This window comes from Allobosea sp. AK1 (genome assembly GCF_006714945.1).
In the GTDB taxonomy this organism is placed as follows: domain Bacteria; phylum Pseudomonadota; class Alphaproteobacteria; order Rhizobiales; family Beijerinckiaceae; genus Allobosea; species Allobosea robiniae.
In genome coordinates this window covers 2,289,019-2,311,615 of record NZ_VFMG01000001.1, presented here as the reverse complement: position 1 = coordinate 2,311,615, position 22,597 = coordinate 2,289,019, and the positions used below count along the sequence as shown (strand labels likewise).

19 protein-coding genes are annotated in these 22,597 nt (G+C 67.6%); 8 read left to right on the top strand and 11 right to left on the bottom strand.

Annotated features, from left to right (window positions below; translation table 11 throughout):
* The first annotated feature begins 5 nt into the window (after window positions 1-5).
* A complete protein-coding gene (locus FHT98_RS11425; RefSeq protein ID WP_142114103.1) occupies window positions 6-791 on the top strand; it encodes a succinate dehydrogenase iron-sulfur subunit in 786 nt (261 codons plus the stop codon).
* A gap of 298 nt (window positions 792-1,089) precedes the next feature.
* Here FHT98_RS11425 and FHT98_RS11420 read toward each other — a convergent pair whose 3' ends face one another.
* Window positions 1,090-2,331, bottom strand: coding sequence for an NAD(P)/FAD-dependent oxidoreductase (locus FHT98_RS11420; RefSeq protein ID WP_248309202.1), 1,242 nt, complete (start codon window positions 2,329-2,331; stop codon window positions 1,090-1,092).
* Window positions 2,328-3,131: a glutamine amidotransferase gene (locus FHT98_RS11415; RefSeq protein WP_113584175.1), complete on the bottom strand. Its 804-nt coding sequence runs from the start codon at window positions 3,129-3,131 to the stop codon at window positions 2,328-2,330. The genes FHT98_RS11420 and FHT98_RS11415 overlap by 4 nt, the downstream gene beginning before the upstream one ends.
* Window positions 3,132-3,380: 249 nt before the next feature.
* Here FHT98_RS11415 and FHT98_RS11410 point away from each other — a divergent pair, with 249 nt between their 5' ends.
* The 3 genes from FHT98_RS11410 to FHT98_RS11400 all read left to right on the top strand — a co-directional run bounded on the left by FHT98_RS11410 (window position 3,381) and on the right by FHT98_RS11400 (window position 8,499).
* Window positions 3,381-4,019 (top strand): TetR/AcrR family transcriptional regulator, encoded by a 639-nt coding sequence (locus FHT98_RS11410; RefSeq protein ID WP_142114102.1) that lies wholly within the window; start codon window positions 3,381-3,383, stop codon window positions 4,017-4,019.
* A 65-nt stretch (window positions 4,020-4,084) separates the two neighbouring features.
* Window positions 4,085-5,266 carry an efflux RND transporter periplasmic adaptor subunit gene (locus FHT98_RS11405; protein ID WP_185745131.1) on the top strand — a complete coding sequence of 394 codons (1,182 nt, stop codon included), beginning with the start codon at window positions 4,085-4,087 and terminating at the stop codon, window positions 5,264-5,266.
* An 11-nt stretch (window positions 5,267-5,277) separates the two neighbouring features.
* The gene (locus tag FHT98_RS11400) at window positions 5,278-8,499 is read left to right on the top strand and encodes an efflux RND transporter permease subunit (RefSeq protein ID WP_142114100.1); all 3,222 of its coding nucleotides are present in this window, start codon (window positions 5,278-5,280) and stop codon (window positions 8,497-8,499) included.
* A gap of 1 nt (window position 8,500) precedes the next feature.
* Here FHT98_RS11400 and FHT98_RS11395 read toward each other — a convergent pair whose 3' ends face one another.
* Entirely contained in the window at window positions 8,501-9,019 is a 519-nt protein-coding gene (locus FHT98_RS11395) for a winged helix-turn-helix transcriptional regulator (protein WP_142114099.1), read from the bottom strand.
* 100 nt (window positions 9,020-9,119) lie between these two features.
* Between FHT98_RS11395 and FHT98_RS11390 the strand changes: the two genes are divergently transcribed.
* Window positions 9,120-9,680, top strand: a complete 561-nt coding sequence (locus FHT98_RS11390; protein ID WP_142114098.1) for a dihydrofolate reductase family protein — start codon at window positions 9,120-9,122, stop codon at window positions 9,678-9,680.
* A 10-nt stretch (window positions 9,681-9,690) separates the two neighbouring features.
* Here FHT98_RS11390 and FHT98_RS11385 read toward each other — a convergent pair whose 3' ends face one another.
* Complete coding sequence (locus FHT98_RS11385; protein WP_142114097.1) at window positions 9,691-10,593, bottom strand: DMT family transporter; 903 nt, start codon at window positions 10,591-10,593, stop codon at window positions 9,691-9,693.
* Between the two features lie 166 nt (window positions 10,594-10,759).
* Between FHT98_RS11385 and FHT98_RS11380 the strand changes: the two genes are divergently transcribed.
* Window positions 10,760-11,626, top strand: a complete 867-nt coding sequence (locus tag FHT98_RS11380) for a LysR family transcriptional regulator (protein ID WP_142114096.1) — start codon at window positions 10,760-10,762, stop codon at window positions 11,624-11,626.
* Window positions 11,627-11,670: 44 nt separating this feature from the next.
* On the top strand, window positions 11,671-12,714 hold the full coding sequence (gene obgE / locus FHT98_RS11375) for a GTPase ObgE (protein WP_061965742.1): 1,044 nt from the start codon (window positions 11,671-11,673) through the stop codon (window positions 12,712-12,714).
* A gap of 15 nt (window positions 12,715-12,729) precedes the next feature.
* Here obgE and FHT98_RS11370 read toward each other — a convergent pair whose 3' ends face one another.
* Complete coding sequence (locus tag FHT98_RS11370) at window positions 12,730-13,506, bottom strand: hypothetical protein (protein ID WP_142114095.1); 777 nt, start codon at window positions 13,504-13,506, stop codon at window positions 12,730-12,732.
* Between the two features lie 7 nt (window positions 13,507-13,513).
* Window positions 13,514-14,650, bottom strand: coding sequence for a DSD1 family PLP-dependent enzyme (locus FHT98_RS11365; protein WP_142114094.1), 1,137 nt, complete (start codon window positions 14,648-14,650; stop codon window positions 13,514-13,516).
* 120 nt (window positions 14,651-14,770) lie between these two features.
* On the opposite strand from FHT98_RS11365, the gene FHT98_RS11360 reads away from it, so the two are divergent.
* A complete protein-coding gene (locus tag FHT98_RS11360; protein WP_142114093.1) occupies window positions 14,771-16,591 on the top strand; it encodes an ABC transporter ATP-binding protein in 1,821 nt (606 codons plus the stop codon).
* A 140-nt stretch (window positions 16,592-16,731) separates the two neighbouring features.
* On the opposite strand, the gene FHT98_RS11355 is transcribed toward FHT98_RS11360, so the two are convergent.
* The 5 genes from FHT98_RS11355 to FHT98_RS11335 are packed head-to-tail and all read right to left on the bottom strand — an operon-like array spanning window position 16,732 to window position 22,471.
* Window positions 16,732-17,496, bottom strand: a complete 765-nt coding sequence (locus FHT98_RS11355; protein WP_142114092.1) for a 5'/3'-nucleotidase SurE — start codon at window positions 17,494-17,496, stop codon at window positions 16,732-16,734.
* A gap of 2 nt (window positions 17,497-17,498) precedes the next feature.
* Entirely contained in the window at window positions 17,499-18,644 is a 1,146-nt protein-coding gene (locus FHT98_RS11350) for an MBL fold metallo-hydrolase (protein ID WP_142114091.1), read from the bottom strand.
* A gap of 10 nt (window positions 18,645-18,654) precedes the next feature.
* Complete coding sequence (locus FHT98_RS11345; protein WP_142114090.1) at window positions 18,655-19,746, bottom strand: ABC transporter ATP-binding protein; 1,092 nt, start codon at window positions 19,744-19,746, stop codon at window positions 18,655-18,657.
* The gene (locus tag FHT98_RS11340) at window positions 19,734-21,446 is read right to left on the bottom strand and encodes an ABC transporter permease (protein WP_142114089.1); all 1,713 of its coding nucleotides are present in this window, start codon (window positions 21,444-21,446) and stop codon (window positions 19,734-19,736) included. The genes FHT98_RS11345 and FHT98_RS11340 overlap by 13 nt, the downstream gene beginning before the upstream one ends.
* Window positions 21,447-21,463: 17 nt before the next feature.
* Window positions 21,464-22,471 carry an ABC transporter substrate-binding protein gene (locus FHT98_RS11335; protein WP_465246907.1) on the bottom strand — a complete coding sequence of 336 codons (1,008 nt, stop codon included), beginning with the start codon at window positions 22,469-22,471 and terminating at the stop codon, window positions 21,464-21,466.
* Window positions 22,472-22,597 lie beyond the last annotated feature (126 nt).

The following is a 22,597-nucleotide window of genomic DNA, read 5'->3' as shown; positions in this document are numbered from 1 at the left end:
CTCCGATGGCTGAATTCACTCTTCCGAAGAACTCCCGCCTCGTCGAGGGCAAGGCCTGGCCAAAGCCGGCCGGGGCCAAGAAACTGACCGAGTTCAAGGTCTATCGCTGGAGCCCGGACGACACCGAGAATCCGCGCACCGACACCTATTATGTCGACCGCGACGATTGCGGGCCGATGGTTCTCGACGCGCTGATCTGGATCAAGAACAAGGTCGACCCGACGCTGACCTTCCGCCGCTCCTGCCGCGAGGGCATCTGCGGCTCCTGCGCCATGAACATGGACGGCAAGAACGGGCTCGCCTGCACCACCGGCATCGACGAGTGCGGGGCCAAGGGCAAGGTCGCGATCTACCCGCTGCCGCATATGCCCGTCGTCAAGGACCTGGTGCCTGACCTGACGCGCTTCTACGCCCAGCACGCCTCGATCGAGCCCTGGCTGAAGACCACAACGCCAGCGCCCGAGAAGGAGTGGCGCCAGGCCAAGGACGACCGCGAGAAGCTCGACGGTCTCTATGAGTGCATCCTCTGTGCCTGCTGCTCGACCTCCTGCCCGAGCTACTGGTGGAACGGCGACCGCTATCTCGGCCCGGCCGCGCTGCTGCAGGCCTATCGCTGGCTGATCGACTCGCGTGACGAGGCGACAGGCGAGCGGCTCGACAATCTGGAAGACCCCTTCCGGCTCTATCGCTGCCATACCATCATGAACTGCGCGAATGCCTGCCCGAAGGGCCTGAACCCGGCCAAGGCGATCGCGGAGGTCAAGAAGATGATGGTGGCGCGTCAGGTCTGAGCCGGCACGAACGCTACTGGCGCGGCCGTCTGACGCGACGGCCTGCGCTTCCGGTGCTCACGTACTGATGTACGCTCCGCTCCGGTTCTCGGCCGCCACGCCAGCCGACTCACGCCAGCGCATTCGCGCTCGGCTCAGCCAGCGTGTCATCCCGTGCGCGCTGCGGCGCAGACACGGGATCGTTCTGCGATAAGGGCGCGTTCTCGTGAGGGAGCGCGCTTTTTCGTTGAGGGGTGCCTTTTCCTGAAGACGCTCCCGCATCTACGCAGCAGCACTGCGTGCGGGAAGACACCCGTTATCAGCGGATATAGCGCCCCGGCCGGAACGGTGTCGGGTCGATCGGCGGCTTCTCGCCGCAGATCATGGCGGCGATCATCTCCCCGGTGATCGGACCGGTCGAGAAGCCGATATGCTGGTTGCCGAAGGCGAGCCAGAGCCCGGGATTGCGGGGCGCCTCGCCGATCATCGGCAGGGAATCCGGCAAGGTCGGCCGCGCGCCGCGCCAGGTTTCGCCGACGACCTCGCCGAGCGGGAAGGCTTCACGCGCCGCTGCCGTCGCGCCGTCGATCTGGCGGTGCTGGTCCGGTGCGTCGCGGAAGGAGAGATCGACACCGCTGGTGACGCGAAAACCCTGCTCCATCGGCGCCATGTAATAGGCGCCGTCGACATCGTAGATCGGCCGCGACAGGCCAGTGCCGGCTTCCGGCTTGAGATGGCGGTGATAGCCACGCTCGACATCGAGCTTGGGATCGATCCCGAGCGGCTTCAGCAGGTCGCCGCTCCAGGGGCCAAGTGCGACGACCACGAGATCGGCTTCGAACGAGCCCGAAGCGGTGCTCGCGCGCCAGCCAGTGCCGTGGTGGGCGAGCCCGGTGATCGCAGCCTGCTCGATCCGGCCGCCCCGCTCGGCGAAGAGCGCCGCATAGGCCTCGGTGACGGCGCCGGGGGAATCGACCGAGCCGACGCAGGGGATCAGGAGCCCGGCCGGGAAGATCGGGTTCAGGCTGGGCTCGATGCCGGAAATGCCTTGCCGGTCGAGAACCTGCGATTCGATGCCGTGGCTTTTCAGGAAATCATGCTCGGCCCGGGCGGCCTCATGGCCGGCCTCGGTGCGCCAGAGCTTGAGCGTGCCGGTCTCGCGCAGGCGGTGCGACACGCCGGCCTCGGTCATCAGGGCGCGGTGGCGCTCGACCGTACTCGCCGTCAGCGCCTGCAGGGCGGCGATGCGAGCTGCCCCCTGCGAGGGGCGGGCCTCCCAGAGGAAGCGCAGCAGCCAGCCCGGCCGGCTGAAGGCGCGGCGCCAACTCAAATTAAGCGCCGGATGGCGGTTGCCGAGATAGCCGGCGATCTTGGCGTAGAGCGAGGGGTTGTTGAGTGGAGCGATCGAGGAGGCAGCGAGCACGCCGGCATTGCCGTAGGAGGTTTCGCGCCCTGGCGCCTTGCGGTCGATCAGCGTCACCGTGATACCGCGCTTCTGGAGCGCGAGCGCGCAGGAGACGCCGACCATGCCGGCGCCGAGAACGAGAGCTTTGCGGGTCAAGGCGATGTCGTTCCGGCTGCCGCCGGCTCCTTCAGCCAATGGTCGAGGAAGGCGTCGAGCCAGAGCCGGATCGCCGGATCGTGCTGGAACCAGCCGGGCACATGGGTATGGCCAAGCTGTGCGCCGGGCATCAGCGTGCGCTCATAGCCGCGCACCGACCAGCGATACATCATCGCCGGCGTCACCTCGGGGTGGAACTGGAGGCCGTAGGCCTTGCTGCCGGCGCGGATGGCCTGCACGGGGAAATCCCCACCGGTGGCGAGGCATTCCGCCCCGTTCGGGCAGTCGAAGCCGTCGCGGTGCCATTGATAGACCGTGCCGGGCCAGGTGAAACCGGCCGCCGCAGCATGGCTGTGGCCGTTTTCGGTGATCGCGAGCGGGTAATAGCCGACCTCGGCGCGGCCCTCGCCATGGGTATAGACCCGCGCGCCCATATGCTTCGCCAGCATCTGCGCACCCAGGCAGATGCCGAGGAAGGCGGCGTCCTCCTTCAGGCAGGTGCCGATCCAGTCGATCTCGGCCTTGACGAAATCCTCGGGATCGTTGGCGCCCATCGGGCCGCCGAAGATCACGGCGCCGGCATGCTCGCGCATCGTCTGCGGCAGGGGATCGCCGAAGCGCGGCTTGCGGATGTCGAGCGCGTGGCCGCGCGCCTGCAGCAGGCGGCCGACGCGGCCGGGCGTCGAGTGCTCCTGATGCAGCACGACCAGCACCGGCTTCGGTGCGGGCCTCGGCCTGCGGGCGGTGAGGGGGGAGCGGGTGCGGCGAGCCGGACGCAAGGGGAAGGCGTGGTCGTTCATCACGAACTTCGAGGTCGCTCGCGCGTCGACATCGGAAGGGACGGCGCGCGGAGCCATGCCAGGTCGTTTTCAAACATGCGGTTCCAGACGGAACGAAGCAAGCAATTTATACGCGGGAATGCGGCAATGATCCGGCCATTCCTGCATGGCCCTGTCGCGACACTGGCGACCGCAAGGGTGATTCGCTTGACGGGCGCCGTCTTATCTGAGATGAGAATGAACATTCATTCTCATTCATGCCGAGTCCTGATGCCGCCCCTGGTTTCCGCATCGCAGCCCGTTGCCGCCCTGACCGAGCGCCATATCCGCATCCTCGATGCGGCCGAGCGCGTCTTCGCGCGCGCCGGTTTCCATGCCGCGACGATGCAGGATGTCGCGGCCGAAGCCAGCATGAGCCCGGGCAATCTCTATCGCTATTTCTCGTCGAAGGACGCGATCATCGAGGGGATGACCGAGCGCGACCGCAGTCTGATCGCGGAGGATTTCGGCAAGCTCTGTCCGCGGAACGGCTCGCTGCTCGACCAGCTCGAGGAGCTTGGCCGCAAGCATCTCGTGCATCAGCCGCGCGAGAAGGCCGTCATCGCCGTGCAGATCTGGGCGGAGGCCGCGCGCAATCCCGGGATGGCGCGGATGTGCGCGGATATCGAGGGTACCGTGATCGAGGGGCTTGCCGCGGCGATCCGCGAGGCCAAGGCCAATGGCGAATTGCCGCCACGGCTCGACGAGGGCCGCTTCCTGATGGCGATCTCGATGATGGCGGACGGATTCTTCTGCCGGCGCGCGATGGACCCGGATTTCGACATTGCTGCTGCCGCCGACACGCTCTTCACCGGCATGCGCCAGCTTTCCCAGACGATGCTCCTGCCCGAAACGGAGACGCAGCCGTGATCTCTGCTCCCGCCGGGCTTGCCCCGTTTCCGACCGGCCGCATGGCCGCAACAGGATCGTTTCCGATGTCCCTTCGTTCGATCGTTCCGCTGAACGCGATGATCGCGCTGGCCCTGCTGGCCGCGCCGCTGCCGCTGCAGGCGCAGACCGCCGGGCAGGCCGCAGCCGCGGCCGCCGGACCCTCCGTCACGGTGACGCAGGCGCAGAGCACCGAGATCGTCCAGAGCGTGGTCGTCTCCGGTTCGATCGTCGCGCGCGACGAAATCCTGGTCGCGCCGGAAGTCGACGGGCTGTCGATCGTCGAATTGCTGGCGCAGGAGGGGGACAAGGTCGCGCGCGGGCAGGTCCTCGCGCGGCTGGACCGGACGACACTCGAGGTCCAGAAGGCGCAAAACGACGCCCAGATCGCGCGCGCGGAGGCGCTGATCGCTCAGGCCAAGGCCCAGATCGCCGAGGCCGACGCCAATCTCGTCCAGGCCAACAATGCCTTCGACCGGACCAAGGCCCTGCGCGAGAGCGGCAATACCAGCGTCGAGACGTTCGACCAGCGCGCCGCCGCCGCACGATCCGGTCAGGCACGCGCGAATTCCGCCCGGCAGGCACTGGCGATCGCCAGTGCCGATCTCGCTCTGGCCCAGGCGCAGGGCAAGGACATCGCCGTCAAGCTGGAGCGTACCGAGATCAAGGCGCGGCGCGCCGGCATCGTCAGCCGCCGGACGGCGCGGCTCGGCGCGATGGCGAGCATGCTGCCGCAGAGCGAGCCGCTGTTCCGGATCATCGCCGACGGCGCGGTCGAGCTCGAGGCGCAGGTCGCCGAAGTCGAGCTTCCCAAGCTCAAGCTCGATCAGGGCGTGGCGGTCCTGCCGGCCGGCGCCAGGGAGGCGCTGGCGGGCCGCATCCGGTTGATCGCGCCGGAGGTCGACAAGGCGTCGCGGCTCGGCCGCGTGCTCGTCGCGCTCGACGGCAATCCGCCGGTCGCCATCGGTTCGTTCGCGCGCGGGATCATCGAGACCGGCCGCAAGCGTGCCCTGACCCTGCCGCTTTCGGCCATCACCTATAACGGGTCGGGCGCGACCGTTCAGTCCGTCAAGGACGGCAAGGTCACGACCAAGCCGGTGACGCTCGGGCTGGTCGGCCATGGCCGCGCCGAGATCGCCAGCGGCATCACCGAGGGCGAGACCGTAGTGGCGCGCGCCGGCACCTTCGTGCGCGATGGCGACATCGTCACGCCGGTCGCGACGAACTGACGGGCAAGCGCATGAACGTCAATTTCTCCGCCTGGTCGATCCGGAAACCGGTTCCGGCCATCCTGATCTTCGTCGTGCTCTGCGTCCTCGGGCTGCTCGCCTTCTCGAAGCTGCCGGTGACGCGCTTTCCGAATATCGACATCCCGCTGGTTTCGATCACCATCACACAGTCGGGCGCGGCGCCGGCCGAGCTCGAAAGCCAGGTCAGCAAGCGCGTCGAGGACACGGTCGCCAACATCACCGGGGTGAAGCATGTCACCTCGACGCTGACCGACGGCCAGGTGCTGACACTGATCGAGTTCCGGCTGGAAACCAATACCGACCGGGCCGTCAACGACGTCAAGGATGCGGTCGCCAAGATCCGCGCCGACCTGCCGCGCACCATCGACGAGCCGATCATCCAGCGCATCGATGTCGAGGGGCAGTCGATCCTGACCTATGGCGCAGCCTCGACCGGCATGACGCTGGAGCAGCTCTCCTGGCATGTCGACGATGTTGTCGCGCGCGAATTGCAGGGGCTGAAGGGCGTCGGCCGGGTCGAGCGCTATGGCGGCGTCGACCGGGAAATCCGCATCTCGCTCGATCCCGACCGGCTGCTCGCGCTCGGCATCACCGCCGGCGAGGTCAACCGCCAGGTCCGCGCCACCAATGTCGACCTGGCGGGCGGGCGCGGCGAGGTCGGTGGGCAGGAGCAGGCGATCCGCACGCTGGCCGGCGCACGCACCGTCGCGGAGCTGGCCGAGACCAAGATCACGCTCTCCGGCGGGCGCGAGGTGCGCCTGAAGGAACTCGGCCGCGTCGAGGATTCGAATTCCGAGCCGCGCGCCTTCGGCCGCCTCAACAAGAGCCCGGTCGTCACCTTCGCGGTGTTCCGCTCGAAGGGATCGAGCGAGCTTTCGGTCAAGGACATCGTGGCGCAGCGCGTCGAGGAGCTGAACAAGCGCTTCCCCGACATCAAGATCACGCCGATCGACGACGCCGTCGCCTATACCCATGGCAACTACAAGGCGGCGATGGAAACGCTGCTGGAAGGTGCGGGGCTCGCCGTCCTCGTCGTCTTCCTGTTCCTGCGCAACTGGCGCGCGACGCTGATCACGGCGGTGGCGCTGCCGCTCTCGGCCATTCCCACCTTCTGGGCGATGGAGCTGATGGGCTTCTCGCTCAACCTCGTCAGCCTGCTCGGCATCACGCTGGTGACCGGCATCCTGGTCGATGACGCCATCGTCGAGATCGAGAACATCGTCCGGCACATGAAGATGGGCAAGTCGCCCTATCGCGCAGCGATGGAGGCGGCTGACGAGATCGGGCTCGCGGTCATCGCGATCACGCTGACCATCGTCGCGATCTTCGCACCGGTCTCCTTCATGGGCGGCGTCGCCGGGCAGTATTTCCGGCAGTTCGGCCTGACGGTGGCGGTCGCCGTGCTGTTCTCTTTGCTCGTCGCGCGCCTGATCACGCCGATGATGGCGGCCTATCTGATGAAGCCGGTCCACCATGCCGATCCCAGGGACGGGTTCGTCATGCGCGGCTATGTCGGCCTGCTCAAGGGCACGCTGAAGAAGCGCCGCATGCCGTTCTTCCCGCGCTTCGACGGCACCGGGCGCTGGCGCACCCTCCCGTTCAACACCGCCTATGCGACGCTGGTGATCGGCTTCATGTTCCTGATCGGCTCGATCCAGGCAACGCAGATGCTGCCGACCGGCTTCATCCCGGACGAGGATACCTCGCGCGTCGTCGCCTCGGTCGAATTGCCGCCCGGCTCGACGCTGGAGGATACCCGCGTCACCAGCGACAAACTGGTCGATGCGCTGAAGACCATCCCCGAGGTGCGCGACGTCTTCGTGCTTGGCGGGGCCTCGCCGACCGGCCAGCGCGAGGTGCGCCGGGCCGCCGTCTTCATCCTGCTCAAGCCCAAGGCCGAGCGCGATATCGCCCAGAAGGAGCTCAAGGTCACCATCGCCGAGAAGCTCGCCAGCGTGCCGGACGTGCGCGCCTGGTATGTCAACGAGCGCGGCGAGCGTGAGATGGCCTTCTCGATCCTGTCGAAGGACGGCGAGGCGCTTGATGCAGCCGTCGCCAAGATCGAGGCGCGGATGCGCCAGGTCGACGGCTATCTCAACGTCGCGACCGCCGGCTCGCTGAGCCGCCCGGAACTGCGCGTCACGCCGAAGCTCGAGGAGGCCGCCACGCTCGGCGTCACGCCGGAAGCGATCTCGGAAGCCGTGCGCGTCGCCACGATCGGCGATGTCGGGCCCAACCTCGCGAAGTTCAATGCGGGCGACCGGCTGGTGCCGATCCGTGTCCAGCTCGACGAGGCCGCCCGCACCGACATGCGCAATATCGCGGCGTTGCGCGTGACCAATGCGACCGGCGTCTCGATCCCGCTGACGGCGGTGGCCACGATCGGCTTCGGGGAAGGGCCGAGCTCGATCGACCGCTATGACCGCGTTCGCCGCGCTCAGATCGGTGCCGACCTGAAGCGCGGCTTCGAGCTTGGCACCGCCCAGGACAAGTTCAACGAGATCGTCAAGGAGGTCGGCCTGCCGGATGGCGTTTGGATCGCTGCGACCGGCGATGCCGAAATCCAGGGCGAGGTCGTGCAGGGCTTCGTCACCGCGATGACGACCGGCCTGATGCTGGTGCTGGCGGTGCTGATCCTGCTGTTCGGCTCGGTCTTCCAGCCGATCACGATCCTGCTCTCGCTGCCGCTCTCCTTCGGCGGCGTGGTGATCGCGCTGCTCGCGACCAACAACGCCGTCTCGATGCCGGTCTATATCGGCCTGCTGATGCTGATGGGCATCGTCACCAAGAACGCGATCATGCTGGTCGATTTCGCGGTCGAGGAGGTCGGGCGCGGCAAGGACCGCTTCACGGCGCTGATCGAGGCCGGCCGCAAGCGCGCGAGGCCGATCCTGATGACCACCATCGCGATGGCGGCGGGCATGTTGCCCTCGGCCTATGGCGTCGGCGACGGCGGCGAGTTCCGCGCGCCGATGGCGATCGCGGTGATCGGCGGCCTGATCGTCTCGACCGTGCTCTCGCTCGTCTTCGTGCCGTCCTTCTACATGGTGATGGACGATCTCTCGCGGGCGACGGGCTGGCTCTTCGGGCGCTTCTTCGGCAAGGCCGAGGACGAAAGCCAGTGGGAGCCGATCGAGGAGCATGCGGCGCCGGCGATCGCGACGGCGGAAGCGATGTCGAAGCCGGCCACGCCAAGGCTGGCGGCGGAGTGAGTCAAGCCGGGGTCGCAGAGATCCCGGCCGCCTGACGCCGCGCCAGCGCATCCCGATAGGCTTGCGTCAGCTCGGCGAGCACTGACTGCTCCGGCGGGGCTGCGTCGAGATGGAGATGCCTCAGCTCCTGCATGAAGCGCTCCCAGAGGGCCGGGCCGCCTTCGCTCAGGAGTTCGGCGCGGATCGAGAGTTCCTCGGTCACGGCTAAGAAGTTTCGACCCCATTCGCCCATCGCCGCGAAGACGGGGACGAGCGCGATGCCCATCTCGGTCAGGCTGTAGATCGCCTTCTGCTTGTGGCTGGCGTCGTCGCGGCGCGAGAGCAGGCCCTTTTCGACGAGGCGCTTCAGGCGGTCGGCGAGAATGTTCGAGGCGATGCCCTCGTCCGATTTCGCCAGCATCTCGCGAAAATGCCGGCGGTTGCCGAACATGATGTCGCGCAGCACGATCAGGCTCCAGCGATCGCCCAGGATTTCCAACGTCAGATTGATCGGACAGCCCGAACGGCCGGTCTCGCGCATGTTCGTCTCCAGAACCGCTTGCAATATAGGATCGGTTTCGCTATCCATCAACTGGTTGCAAATAGAAACTGGTTTTAATCGAGCACAGCAGGAGGATGCGATGGCCAAGGTGATCGTCTGGAATCTGATGACGCTGGAAGGGTTCTTCGAGGGCAGGGAGAAGTGGGATCTCGGCTTCCACCAGGATGCCTGGGGCGACGAGCTTGCCGCGCTCAGCAGCGAGTTCGGGCGCATGGCCGGGCTGCTCGTCTTCGGCCGCGTCACCTATGAGGGGATGAAGGCCTATTGGACCTCGACGGAAGAGGAGGGCGAGACCAAGGCCTTCATGAACGCCCTGCCGAAGCTCGTGGCGTCACGCAATCTGACCGGTTCGGACTGGAACAACACGACGGTGACGGCGGATATCGTCGGGGAGATCACGCGCCGGAAGGCCCTGCCGGGGAAGGACATCTATGTCTTCAGTAGCGCGGAGCTAACGGAATCGCTGCTGGCGGCCGGCCTCGTCGACGAGATCATGATCGCGGTCGCTCCCGTCACGATCGGGCAGGGCACGCCCCTGTTCAAGCCGAATGCGGAGAAGCGGCACTACGCGCTGCTCGCGGCCCGACCGCTCAAGAACGGCGCCGTGATCCTGCATTACGGCGTCAAGCCGGCGGCCTGATCCGCCTACGTCAGCCGCGGCGGACCATCAGCACGGCGGCAAGGATGGCGACGCCGCCGAAGGCCTGGACCGGCGTCGGCTGCTCGCCGAACAGCGCCCAGGCGGCGAGCACGCTGACCAGCGCCGGCCAGACCATCACGAGCGAGGCGGCGCCGGCGCCGTAGCTGCCGAGCGAGAGCGTGATCAGGCCCTGGCCCAGTGCATGCGAGACGAGGCCGAGCGCGGCCACCGCCAGCCAGCCCTGGAGGCTCGCCGGAATGACCTGCTCGCCCAGCATCAGTGCGGCCACAAGGCAGAACATGGCGCAGATCGCACTGGAGACGAGGCTGACATAGCCGGCCCCGGCCCGGTCGCGGGCGCGGCGCACCGCGAGGATATAGGCGGCATAGGAGAAGGCGGCGCCGACGGCGAGGCTGTCGCCGAAGAGATTGCCGGTGACCTGCTCCGCGCCAGTGAATTTCGGCAGCACCAGCAGGATCGCGCCGGCGACCGCCAGCATCAGCGCGCCGAGGATGCGCCGCGAGGGCTTGTCGCCAAGCAGCAGCCAGCCGCCGAGCACGACACCGACCGGGGAGAGATTGCCGAGCAGCGAGGCATTGGCGATCGTGGTATGGCCGAGCGCCGCGTTGTAGAGCGTGACGTCGATGCCGAAGGTCAGGCCGGCCAACGCAACCGCGATAAAGGCGCCGCGGCCGATCTTCTCGCTCGCAGGCCTGCGCTGCTCCAGCGCCGTCCAGGCGACCAGCACCGGCAGCGCGAAGAGCATCCGCCAGAAACCGGCGGCGGCCGGGCCGACATCGGCAAGGCGCACGAAGATGCCGGAAAAGCCGATGCAGGTGGCGCCGGCTAGCAGCGCGAGGAACATCGCCAGCGCGGGCGATGCGGGCCGGACGGGGATCGCGGGAGCGGACATGGTGTCTTCTGATGGATCGTGAGGCCAGCTTCGGTCGCGACGGCGCGGCCGGCTCAGCCTCGTTCAGCCGAGGATATAGTGCGCTTCCATCGATCGGAAAAACGGATTATTCTGATTTAACCATTCTTAAAACCGATGGATCTCGCGCGTCCCAAGGAGGCACGTCATGACCGCCCATTTCGACCTCGCCGCGCTCGGCATGCTGGTGGCGGTGGCGGAGACCGGTGGCTTCACTGCGGCCAGCGCTCGGCTCGGCCGGACGCAGTCGGCGATCTCCGTGCGCATCCAGGATCTGGAAAGCCAGCTCGGCCACAAGCTGCTGGAGCGCTCGCGCCGCGGCGTCACCCCGACCGATGCCGGTGAGCGCCTGCTCGCCCATGCGCGGCGCCTGCTCGCGGTGGAGCGCGAGGCCCTGGCCGACCTTGCCGGCGAGACACCGACCGGCCGGCTGCGCATCGGCGTGCCCGACGATTATATGGACGCCTATCTCAGGCCATTGATCGCGCGCTTCGCGGCGGAGCATCCCAAGGTGGAGCTTGAGGTGCATTGCGATCTCTCGAAGCGGATCGAACCTGCGCTCAAGGCCGGCGATCTCGATCTCGCGGTGGTCTCGCAGGATCCGAGCCGGCCGATGGGCGAGGTGCTCAGGCGTGAGCCGATGATCTGGGTCGCGGCGCGCGGCCATCGCCCGGAACTGCAGGAGCCATTGCCGCTCGCCCTGTTCTCCGAGGGTTGCCGGGCGCGCGCGCGCGTCCTCGGGGCGCTGAGCAGCGCCGGCAAGGCGTATCGGCTGGTCTTTTCCTGCTCGCATACCTCAGGCGTGCTCTCGGCGGTGGAGGGCGGCTTCTGCGTCACCGCGATCACGGAAAGCGCTGTGCCGCCCTCGCTGCGCCGCCTCGGGGCGGCGGAAGGGCTGCCGCCGCTGTTCGAACTGACGGTCGGCTTGCTCATGGCGCCGCGCCCGGGGCTCGCGGCTCAGCGCTTCGCCGATGCCCTGCGCGAGGAGATGAGCGCTTTCCGGCAGGCGGCGTGATCCGGTCCATTGCCCTTTCCTCCGCTCATCACTAGTGAAACAGCATGAAATTCCTCGACCAGGCCAAGATCTATGTGAAGGCGGGTGACGGCGGCGCCGGCTGCGTCTCCTTCCGCCGCGAAAAGTTCATCGAGTTCGGCGGGCCCAATGGCGGCGACGGCGGGCGCGGCGGCGACATCGTCATCGAATGCGTGCAGGGGCTGAACACCCTGATCGATTTCCGCTTCCAGCAGCATTTCAAGGCCCGCACCGGCGAGCACGGCATGGGCAAGGATCGCCATGGCGCGAATTCGCAGGCGATCGTGCTGAAGGTGCCGCCGGGCACCGAGATTCTCGAGGAAGACGGCGAGACCAAGATCGCCGACCTGACCGAGCCCGGCCAGCGCTTCGTTCTGTGCAAGGGCGGTAATGGCGGCTTCGGCAACGCCTATTTCAAGACGGCGACCAACCAGGCGCCGCGCCATGCCAATCCGGGCCTGCCGGGCGAGGAACGCTGGGTCTGGCTGCGCCTGAAACTGATCGCCGATGCCGGCCTCGTCGGCCTGCCCAATGCCGGCAAGTCGACCTTCCTCGCCACCGTCACCGCGGCGAAGCCGAAGATCGCCGATTATCCCTTCACCACGCTGCATCCCGGCCTCGGCGTCGTGCGTGTCGACGGGCGCGAGATGGTGCTCGCCGATATCCCCGGCCTGATCGAGGGCGCGCATGAAGGCCATGGCCTCGGCGACCGCTTCCTCGGCCATATCGAACGCTGCCGCGTGCTGCTGCATCTGGTCGAAGGCACCAGCGAGCATGCCGGCAAGGCCTACAAGACCGTGCGCGAGGAGCTCGAGGCTTATGGCGAGGGGCTGGCCGACAAGCCGGAGATCGTTGCGCTCTCCAAGGTCGACGCGCTGACGCCGGAAGTGCTCAAGGAGCAGGTCGCGCGCCTGAAGCGGGCGGCCAAGCGCATGCCGATCATCCTCTCGGCCGCTTCGGGCGAGGGCGTCGATGCCGCGCTCAGGGCACTCTTCGCCGTGGTCGAGGAAGCCCGTCGCGTGGAAGAGCGCGAGAACGCACCGGTCGAGGACACCGGCTGGCGGCCCTGAGGCTGGGCCGGCGCTCTAGCGGAAATCCCGCCAGGCGCCGACGCGGTGGGTGCTTTCGCGGTCGCGTTCCGCTTCGCCGAAGGGCGCGACCGGCCAGTCCCAGCTTTCATCCAGGAGCGGTAGCTCGACGCCGCGCGTGAGATCGAGGCGATCGGTGATCGCGCCCGCACGGTCGCGCTCGACCATCTCGACATCGCTGAGCAGGACGACACGGCCGTTGAAGCGGCGGAGATCGGCGAGATGCCAGGCGATGCAGCGCGCCGGCAGGTCGACCGGTAGCTGTCCAGCACGGTCGTGGTGATCGTCCAGCCAATCCTCGACGGGCCAGGCGAGCTGCGACATCAGATTGGCGGATATGACGAGATCGAGGCTTGAGTCGGCGGCCAGATCGGCCAGCGGATCGATGCGCCCGTCGTTCTCCTCGGCCAGCCAGCCCATGACGCCGGTGAGGTCGCGGGTCCGGAGCATGACCTTGGGCCTGAAGCACATGCGCAGCCGGATCTGCGGCAGGTGGACGGCATCGACCAGCAGAACCTGCTCGAATTGGCGGCACAGCAGGTCGAGCGGGATGTCGCGCAGCAGGCCCGAGCCGAGAACCGCCACCTTGCGGCGCTGCGACAGCTCCGTGACAGCCTCAGCAACCACGCTGCGGCAGCGTTCGTGATGCGGAGCCCAGGCCCGGCGCTGGCGGTTGCCACGCGACCAGAGCGCGACGCTTTCTCCGACGAGACCCAGCCGGCGGGTCATCCGCGCGGCTGGTGTCGTCAACCGCAGGATGAGCTCCGCGAGCATCGCCCGCTCAGATCAGGGCACCACGCGCAGCGACCGGCCAGAGGGCCTCGACATGGGCGTCGGGCCCGTGCAGGCCGCGGACGCAGACATACCAGTCGTGCAGGTTGACCGTCGGGTCGCAATGACCGGGGATCAGCAGCAAACTGTCGCCGCGATGCGGCATCGCGATCGGGTCGCCGGTGAGGACGCCGTGCTCGTCGGAGGGCTTGGTGTAGATCACGCCCTCGCGGCGGAAGGGCACGGGCATGCCCGAATCGACCGCCGCCGACTTGTGGCCGGCATCGACGATGGCGCGGTCCGGCACCGGCTTGCTCATCACCCCGGCGAGGACGAAGAGAGAGTGTTCAAAGGTGCGGAAGGGCGTGCCGTCGGCCTGGCGATTGCGGGCGTAGTCGGCGTCCATGAAGATATAGGAGCCGGCCTGGATCTCGTTCCAGATGCCGGACTGGGTCTCCAATTCATGGGTGCCGGTGCCGGCGCCGGTGACGATCTCGCATTTCAGGCCGGCATGGCTGAGCCGTTCGACCGTGTTGCGGGCGGCGAAGCCAGCCCGTTCGATCGCCTCGCGGCGCTCGTCGATCGAACGCATGTGCTGGGCGGAGCCGTGATAGGCGTGGATGCCGGCGAAGCGCAGGGTGTTGGAGCGTGCGATCGCCTCGGCCAGCCGGACGGCGCCCTCTCCGGGCGCGACGCCGCAGCGCCGGCCACCGACATCGATCTCGACATAGACGTCGAGGGTCACATCGTTGCGGGCCGCCGCTTCCGCCGCCTCGCGCACGCCGTCGGGGTGATCGACGCAGAGGCCGATCTTCGCGCTGCGGGCGAGGCGGGCCAGACGGTCGAGCTTGGCCGCGCCGACGATCTCGTTGGTGACCAGCACGTCGCCGACGCCGCCTGCAACCAGCACTTCGGCTTCGCCGGCCTTCTGGCAGCACTGCCCGACCGCGCCATGGGCGATCTGCCGCAGCGCGATCTCCGGGCTCTTGTGCGACTTGGCATGGGGCCTGAGCCTGATGCCATGGGCCTGGGTGAAAGCGGCCATGGCGACGAGATTGCGCTCGAACGCATCGAGATCGAGCACGAGGGCGGGGGTTTCGATCTCGGCGAAGCTCTGGCCGGGCTGGGCCGGCGGGGATAGCGGCATGAAGTCTCCTGAATCGGTTATGGCCATGGGAAGACAGCTTCGTGTCCGTAGCAAGGCCCCCCTGTCGCAGCCAGCCATGCACCAGTGGCGCTTGTCGGGCTGTCATGATAGGCCCCGGCCATGAAGATCGGCCGCGTCACCGACGACACCCTTGCGCTCTTTGCCCGTGTCTGGCGTGAGCAGATCAGGTCCTACCTCCCGCAGATGCTGATGATTCTCGGCCTCGTCGTGATCATCGCGGCGACGACGAGCTTCTATCCGCTCCTGATCAAGGCGGCGTTCGACGCCTTCGCCGATCCATTGATGGCCGAATCGACCGGCTTCGTCCGGCGCATGGAGCGATTGGTCTCGAAGTCGATCGGCTACGAGATCGGCGTCATCAACGCGGTCGCGACCGTCGTCGTGATCGTCACCGCCATCAAGGGTTTCTCGCTGCTCGCCCAGACGGTGATGACAAACAATGTCGTCAGCCGCATCGAGGCGGACATGCAGACGGCCCTCTACGGCCATCTGATCGATGCCGACCTGGCGCAGTTGCAGCGGGAAAATCCGGCCTCCCTCACGCAGCGCTTCACCACCGATTTCACCTTCGTCAAGGAAGCGCTGACGCGCATCGTCAACATCGCCATCCGCGACGTTGTCACCGCGATCGCGCTGGTCGGCGCGCTGATCTGGATCGACTGGCAGATGACGCTGGTGGTGTTGCTGATCGCGCCGGTCATCGCCCATCCGATCGGCCGGATCGGGCGCAAGCTCAGGCGGATGGCCAGCTCCCAGCAGGAACAGACCGGGCTGATGGCCAACCTCGTCACCGAGAGCCTGCAGGGCGCGCGCGTCGCCAAAACCGATCGGCTCGAGCCCTATCTGAAGACGCGGGCGGCCAATGCCTTCGAGACGATCCGGGCGCTGAAGATGAAGGCGGCCAATGCGCGCGGGCGCCTCGACCCCTTGCTCGAGGTCGGCGGTGGTCTCGCGGTCGCCGGCGTGCTCGCCGCCATCGGGGTGCGCATCACCGCCGGCAATTCGACGGTCGGCGATTTCACCGGCTATGTCTCGGCGCTCCTGCTCGCGGCCCAGCCGATGCGCTCGCTCGGCAATCTCAACGCCATCGTCCAGGAGGCCGGGGCCTCGTTGAAGCGCTACTACGCGCTGATGGACGAGAAGCCGCAGGTTCTCGACCGTTCGGAAGCGAAGCCGCTGACGGTCACTGCCGGCGAGGTAGCCTTCCGCCAGCTGCGCTTCCGCTATCGCGAGGACCAGCGTGCGCTGGAGGGCATCGACCTCGTCGCGCAGGGCGGGCGGACGATGGCGCTGGTCGGCCGTTCGGGCTCGGGCAAGTCGACGCTGCTGGCGCTGGTGCCGCGGCTCTACGATCCGAGCGAAGGCCGGATCGAGATCGACGGGCAGGATCTGCGCAATGTCACGCTGAGGAGCCTGCGCCGGCAAGTCGGTGTCGTCAGCCAGGATGTCGTGCTGTTCGACGACAGCGTGCGGGCGAATATCGCTTTCGGACGACCGGATGCCTCGCTGGACGAGATCGTCGCCGCGGCGAAGGGCGCCGCCGCGCATGATTTCATCATGGCGATGCCGGGCGGCTACGATGCTTCGGTCGGCGAGCGGGGCCACAAGCTCTCGGGCGGCGAGCGCCAGCGGATCGCGATCGCCCGCGCCATCCTGAAGAATGCGCCGATCCTGCTGCTCGACGAGGCGACGAGCGCGCTCGACACCGAATCCGAACGGCTCGTCCAGCAGGCGCTGGCGGCGCTCATGAAGGGGCGCACCACCATCGTCATCGCGCATCGGCTCTCGACCATTCGCGAGGCCGACATGATCGTGGTGATGGACGAGGGCAAGGTCGTCGAGACCGGCAGCCATGATGAGCTGTTGGCGCGCGACGGCGCCTATGCCCGTTTGCACCGGATGCAGTTCCTGGAGGGGTGAGCCTGCGGAGCATTCCGGGGCCATGGCAGGGCGTCATTCTCGGGCTTGGCCCGAGAATCTCTGGAAAGGTGGGCGCAGGAGCCTCCGTCGGCCAGAGATGCTCGGGTCAAGCCCGAGCATGACGGCGGGGACGTTCGCGCTCAGCTCGCCGACTGCTTCAACGCCTTGTTGAGCTCGCCGGCAAAGGCTGCATCGAGCGGAGCGCCGTCGCTCCAGCAATGGCGGACGATGGCGATGCGGCCTGAATCGATCAGGCTGTTCTCGTCGCCCGGACGGCTGGTATGCGGCCGGCCGCGCCGGATGCGCCAGGTGATCCGGTCGGCCTCTTCCGAGACGATATCCGCAGCGCTCGCGATCTTGTCGCGACCGATGCCGGCAAGGCCGATCTCGGCCGGCAATTCTTTCGGCAGGTTTACGCTCAGGAATGTGCCCTCGCGGGTCCATTGCGCACGCGTCCGCCAGAGGTTTTCGATCAGGGCCGCGAGCGCGGCGACGTCGCGCTCTTCGGACGTGCCGCCCTTGGTGCGGGAGAAGCCGATGGCGGGGAGGTTCCAGAAGCTCGCTTCGCGGGCGATCGAGAGCGTGCCGGAATAGGCGGCATCCTCGGCGGCGTTGCGGCCATCATTGACGCCGGAGAGCACCAGATCGGGCATGCCGCCGTCGCGGAACAGCACGGTCATGGCCGCGACGACGCAATCGGCCGGTGTGCCGTTCAACGCATAAATCTGCGGCTCGCGGCGGGTGAGCGTCAATTCCTTGTCGAAGGAGAGATGGTGGCTCGCTGCCGTCCATTTCCGCTCGGGCGCGACGACCCAGATATCGGCTGCGACGCGTACGGCGGCTTTTCGCAGCAAAGCGATGCCGGGAGCATCGATGCCGTCGTCATTGGCGATGAGGATGCGCATGATCAGATCTCGATGGTATCGCCGGGCTTGAGGCCGGTGACGAGCTTGGGGATGCCGGCAGCCAGCGTGGCAGCGGTCGCGGCATCGCAGGAATGGGCGAGGATCCGGCTGGCGCCACTTGCCGCCGCGATCGCGATGTTCTCGGGCAGTGTCGGATGTGTCGGGAAGCGCAGCCAGTCGGCTTCGCCCGCAGTCAGCATGAGATCGGCCGGGCTGCCCTTGGGAATGCCGCCGGTCAGCAGGACCGGATGACGTTCACGGCGGGCCTGTGCGAGCGCGACCCGGGAGGGACCGGCGAGCCCCATGCCGTCATCGACGAGCAGGGCAGCGTGCGGCAGAGCCTGCCCCTCTTCCCAGAGCAGCGCCTCGGCGAAGCGCGTCGAGAGGACATCGGCGACACCGGGCTTCAGCCATGTCGAAGCGGCGATCTGCTGGGCTAGAGCCTCGCGCATCGAGGGATGGATCGCGATCGGGCCCTCGATCAGGCCGATCAACTCGACGGAGCGGCCGGAAAGGGGGGTCGGCAGCACGGCGCCCTGCGGATGGGCCGCGAGCCAGCCTTTGATGGCTGCGCCGCGTTCGATGGCGGGGATGCGATCGGCGCCGTAAGACGCATCGATCAGCAAGAGATCGCTGGGCGGGAGGGCGTCCATGGCGAAGACCGGGCTATCCGGCACGACGTCGCCGCAATAGCCGAGGCTGCGGCCGCCTGCGCTCAGATGACACCAGATGCCGCCGACGACATGGCCGCTGCGGCCAGTCCGGATGGCGATCGGGCCGAGCGCGAAATCGGTGCCGGGCGCGATGATCTCTGCGGTAGCAGCTTGGGCAAGCGCCCTCTCGTGCGGCGTGGCGTAGGCGGCAAGTGTGGCGTCCGTCTCGGCGACCGATTCCGTGGTCATCAGGATGCGGCCGGAAAAGCCGTTGGCGAGACACCAGCCGAGCGCCGCGACATGATCCTCATGGGCGTGGGTGACGATTATCGCGTCGATGCGTTCGAGCTCGGCGCGCGTGATCGCCGGGTGATAGGCGATGCCCTGTGTGCTGGTGTCGACGCCGACATCGAGCAGAAGACGCGTTCCACCATGTTCGATGCCGACGCAGGTCCGGCCTTTTTCGCCGATCCCGCCATGGACTGTCAGTTTCATGGCGCCGGTCTCACGCAGCCTTGTCCAGGGAGGCGCTCTCCGGGATGATCCAGCCGTCGGTGATGGCGATGCGGATGGCCTCGCCGGCCTGGGCCGGGGCGGGCTCGTTCGCGTCGAGATGCAGGACGATGTCCCGGCTGGCGGCAGGTCGTACCTCCATCCGGAAGAAGCCGCCCTGGTAGGACAGGCGCTCGACCGTGGCGGGGAGGCCGCCTTCGCCGGCCGAGGCGATGCCGATGTCGCGGGCGCGCAGGCAGAGTTTCGCCTGGCCGGAGATCGCCTGATCGGGCCGGCAGCGCACGATAGCCTCGACGCCGAGCACGCCGACCTTGCAGCGGCCGGCCTGCGGCGCGGAGAGGACGGTTGCTGGCAGCACCATGCCTTCGCCGATGAAGCCGGCGACGGTCACGTTGGCGGGCTCGCGGAACAGCAGCGAGGGCGTGGCGAGCTGGAGCAGGCGGCCGCGATCCATCACGGCGATGCGATCGGCCAGCGCCATCGCCTCGGCCTGATCATGGGTGATGTAGACCATGGTCGTGCCGGTGCGCTCGTGGAAGCGGGAGAACTCCTCTTCCATTGAGGCGCGCAGGTGCACGTCGAGATTGGCGAGCGGCTCGTCGAGCAGCACCAGCGAGGGCTCGGTGACGAGGCAGCGGGCGAGCGCGACGCGCTGGCGCTGGCCGCCGGAGAGCAGGCCCGGCCTGCGCTCGGCGAAACCGTTCAGTCCGACGAGATCGAGAGCGGCCGCGACGCGCTTGGCTCGCTCGGGATCGCGCACGCCGGCGACGGTGAGCCCATAGGCGACGTTTTCCGCCACGGTCATATGCGGCCAGAGCGCATAGGACTGGAAGACGATGCCAAGCTTGCGATGCTCCGGCGGGATATGGGTCTGCGCCGAAGAGACGAGCCGGTCGCCGATGCGGATCTGGCCGCCGTCGAGCTTGTCGAACCCGGCGATCTGTCGCAGCAGCGTGGTCTTGCCGCAGCCGGAGGGTCCGAGCACGGCGAGGAACTCCCCATCCTCGACCGCGATCGAGACGTCGTCGAGCGCGAGATAGGAACCGAAACGCTTCTGCGCCCGGTCGATGGTCAGTCGCGCCACGGCAGGACTCCCTGGGGCAGTTTATGGGCGAAGAGGGTGGTGGAGGCCATCAGGCTGATGGTGACGAGCACGGTCACGGCAGCCAGCGCCGAGGCATAGGTGGAATCGCCGCCCTGCTCGAAGGAGAAGACGACGACGCCGAGCGTCTCGGCGCCCGAGGACCAGAGCAAGGCCGAGACGGTGAGCTCGTTGAAGGCGGTCAGGAAGACCAGCAGCGCGCCGGCCACTGCAGCCGGGGCGACCAGCGGGAAGATGATGGTGACGAGCCGGCGCGGCAGGCTGGCGCCGGCGATCTGCGCTGCCTCCTCCAGCGTGCGGTCGATCTGGAGATAGCCGCTGATGACGGGCCGCAGGCCCAGCACCAGAAAACGGGCGAGATAGGCGAATACGATGATCCAGACGGTGTTGTAGAGCGAGACGTTCAGCACCGGCAGCGGCTTGAGGAAGAGCAGGATCGCAGCGATGGCCAGCACGACGCCGGGCATGGCGTAGGGCAGTTCCGCTGCCAGATTGAGCAGGCGCAGGGCGCGGGACTTCTTCCAGACGATGAAATAGCCGAGCGGCACGCAGATCAGGACGATCAGGGTCGCCGCACCCGCCGACATCAGGAAGGAGTTGACGAAGGCGCGCTTCGAGGCGGCGTGCTCGAACAGGACATAGGCGTAGTTGGCGAGCGTCGCGGTCCCGGCGTTGAGCGGCACGCCGAAGGCGGGGATCAGCGAGGTGGTGAGCAGGCCGAGAAAGGGCAGCGCCAGCACGAGAATGGCGAAGCTCCAGAGCCCGATCTCGACGGGTCGGCGCCAGCGGCCAAGCTCGAAGGGGCGGGCCGCGCTCGAGGTCGTGGTGATCCGGAAGTCGCGGCGGCGCAGCATGAAATCCTGCATGAGGATGCCGATCATCGCGATCAGGCCGATCAGCAGGGAGAGGATCGCGACCTCCGAAAGCACCCCCGGGCCAAGGCCGGCGAGGCGCTGGTAGATCAGCGTCGGCAGGACGAGGAAATTGCCGGGAATGCCGAGAAAGGCGGGAATGCCGAAATTCCCGAGGCAGGAGACGAAACACAGCGCGATGCCGGCGACGAGCGGCGGCGTCATCAGCGGCAGCACGACGGTGCGCAGCACTGTGAGGGGGTGTGCACCGGCGGCAAGGCCGGCCTCGATCAGCTCCTTCGGCAGGGCGCGCAGGCCGGCGCGCAGGGTCAGGAAGACCAATGGCGCATATTGCAGGCCGAGCAGCAGGATGATGCCCTCGCGCGAATAGAGCGGGTTGCGGCTGCCGAGCGGCGGCGCCATGCCGATCAGCTTCAGCAGCGTGCTCGATGGCCCGAAGATCTGCAGCCAGGCCAGCGCCGTGACCTGCGGCGCGATCATCAGCGGCAGGACGAAGCAGAAAGTGAAGGCGTTGCGGGCGCGGATGTCGGTCAGCGTTGCCAGCAGCGCGACGGTGCCGCCGATCAGCGTGGCGAGGATGGTGCCGGCGATGGCCGTGGTGAGGCTGTTCCAGGTCGCCGTCCAGGTCGCCGGGCTCGCCATCACCTTGCCCAGCGCCGTCGCCGAGAGCTGGCCGCCGGGGGCGAGGCCCTCGACGATCAGGCGCCCGATCGGCAGCAGCGAGAGCAGCGCGACGAGGCCGACGAGCCCCAAGAGGAGGCCCGTCTCCTCGACGCGCGTGCGCAGCGTCGCGGGGTCGGCGATGGACATGCGCAACGCTTCCGGGCTCAGTTGCCGAACATCGTGGCGAAGCGGGCCTTGTCGGCCTCCGTCGCCTTGACCACGGCGGCGATATCGGAGGCCATGACGTTGATCTTGGTGCCTTCCGGCAGCCAGGCGGGCGAGCCGATGCTGGGCTTGGCCGGGATGTAGCCCATGGCCAGAGCGAGCTTCTGCCCGTCATCGGAGAGGATGAAGTCGACGAAGGCCTTGGCGGCGGCCTCGTTCTTGGTCGTCTTCACGATGGCGACGGGCTCGGTCACGGCCGGGGCGCCTTCCTTGGGGAAGACGAAGTCGACCGGCGAGCCCTGCTTCTTGGCGTTGAAGGCCATGAAATCGACCAGCACGCCATAGGACTTCTCCCCGGTGGCGACGGCCTTGAGCACGGCGCCGTTGCCGCGCACGGCGACGGCCTCGTTGGCCTTCAGACCCTCGAACAGCTTCCAGCCGAGATCGGGACGGGCCGTCATGGTCGAGAGCATGATGGCGGCGGCGCCGGAATAGAGCGGGCTCGGCATCGAGATCTGGCCCTTGTAGGCGGGCTTGTCGAGATCGGTCCAGGAGGTCGGCTTCTCCTTGGCGGCGGTGTTGTAGGCGATGCCGGTGGTGATCAGCTTCGAGCCGAAATAGGTCTTGTCGGCGTCGAACGAGCCGGGCTGGAGCCCGTCCGTCTTGGCACCGGGATAGGCGAGGAGCTGCTTCTGGCCTTTCAGGATTTCCATGCTCGCGGCATCCGCGATCAGGAGGACGTCGGCGCCGGGCTGGCCGGCCGAGATCTCGGCGGCGAGCTTGCCCATCACCTCGGTCGTGCCGGAGCGGAAGATATCGACCTCGACATTGGGATAGGCCTTCTTGAAGGCGGCGACGGTCTGGGCCGCGTCCTTCTCGGGCTGCGAGGTGTAGAGCACGAGCTTGCCCGAGGGCGCCTGTGCGAAGGCGGGCGCGGCGGCGAGCAGGGCAGCGGCAGCCGTCATCATCAGGCCGTGGCGGGTAAAGTGGCGTCGTGTCAGGGTCATGGTTTCATCTCCTCCGTTGTCGCGATGCCGACCTTTACGCCAAATGCGCCGGCCGATCTTCGTGTCTGGTCGTCATGTCAGGTCGTCTCTCGCCGGCCATCCGCAATGCGACGCAGCCGGCGGCAT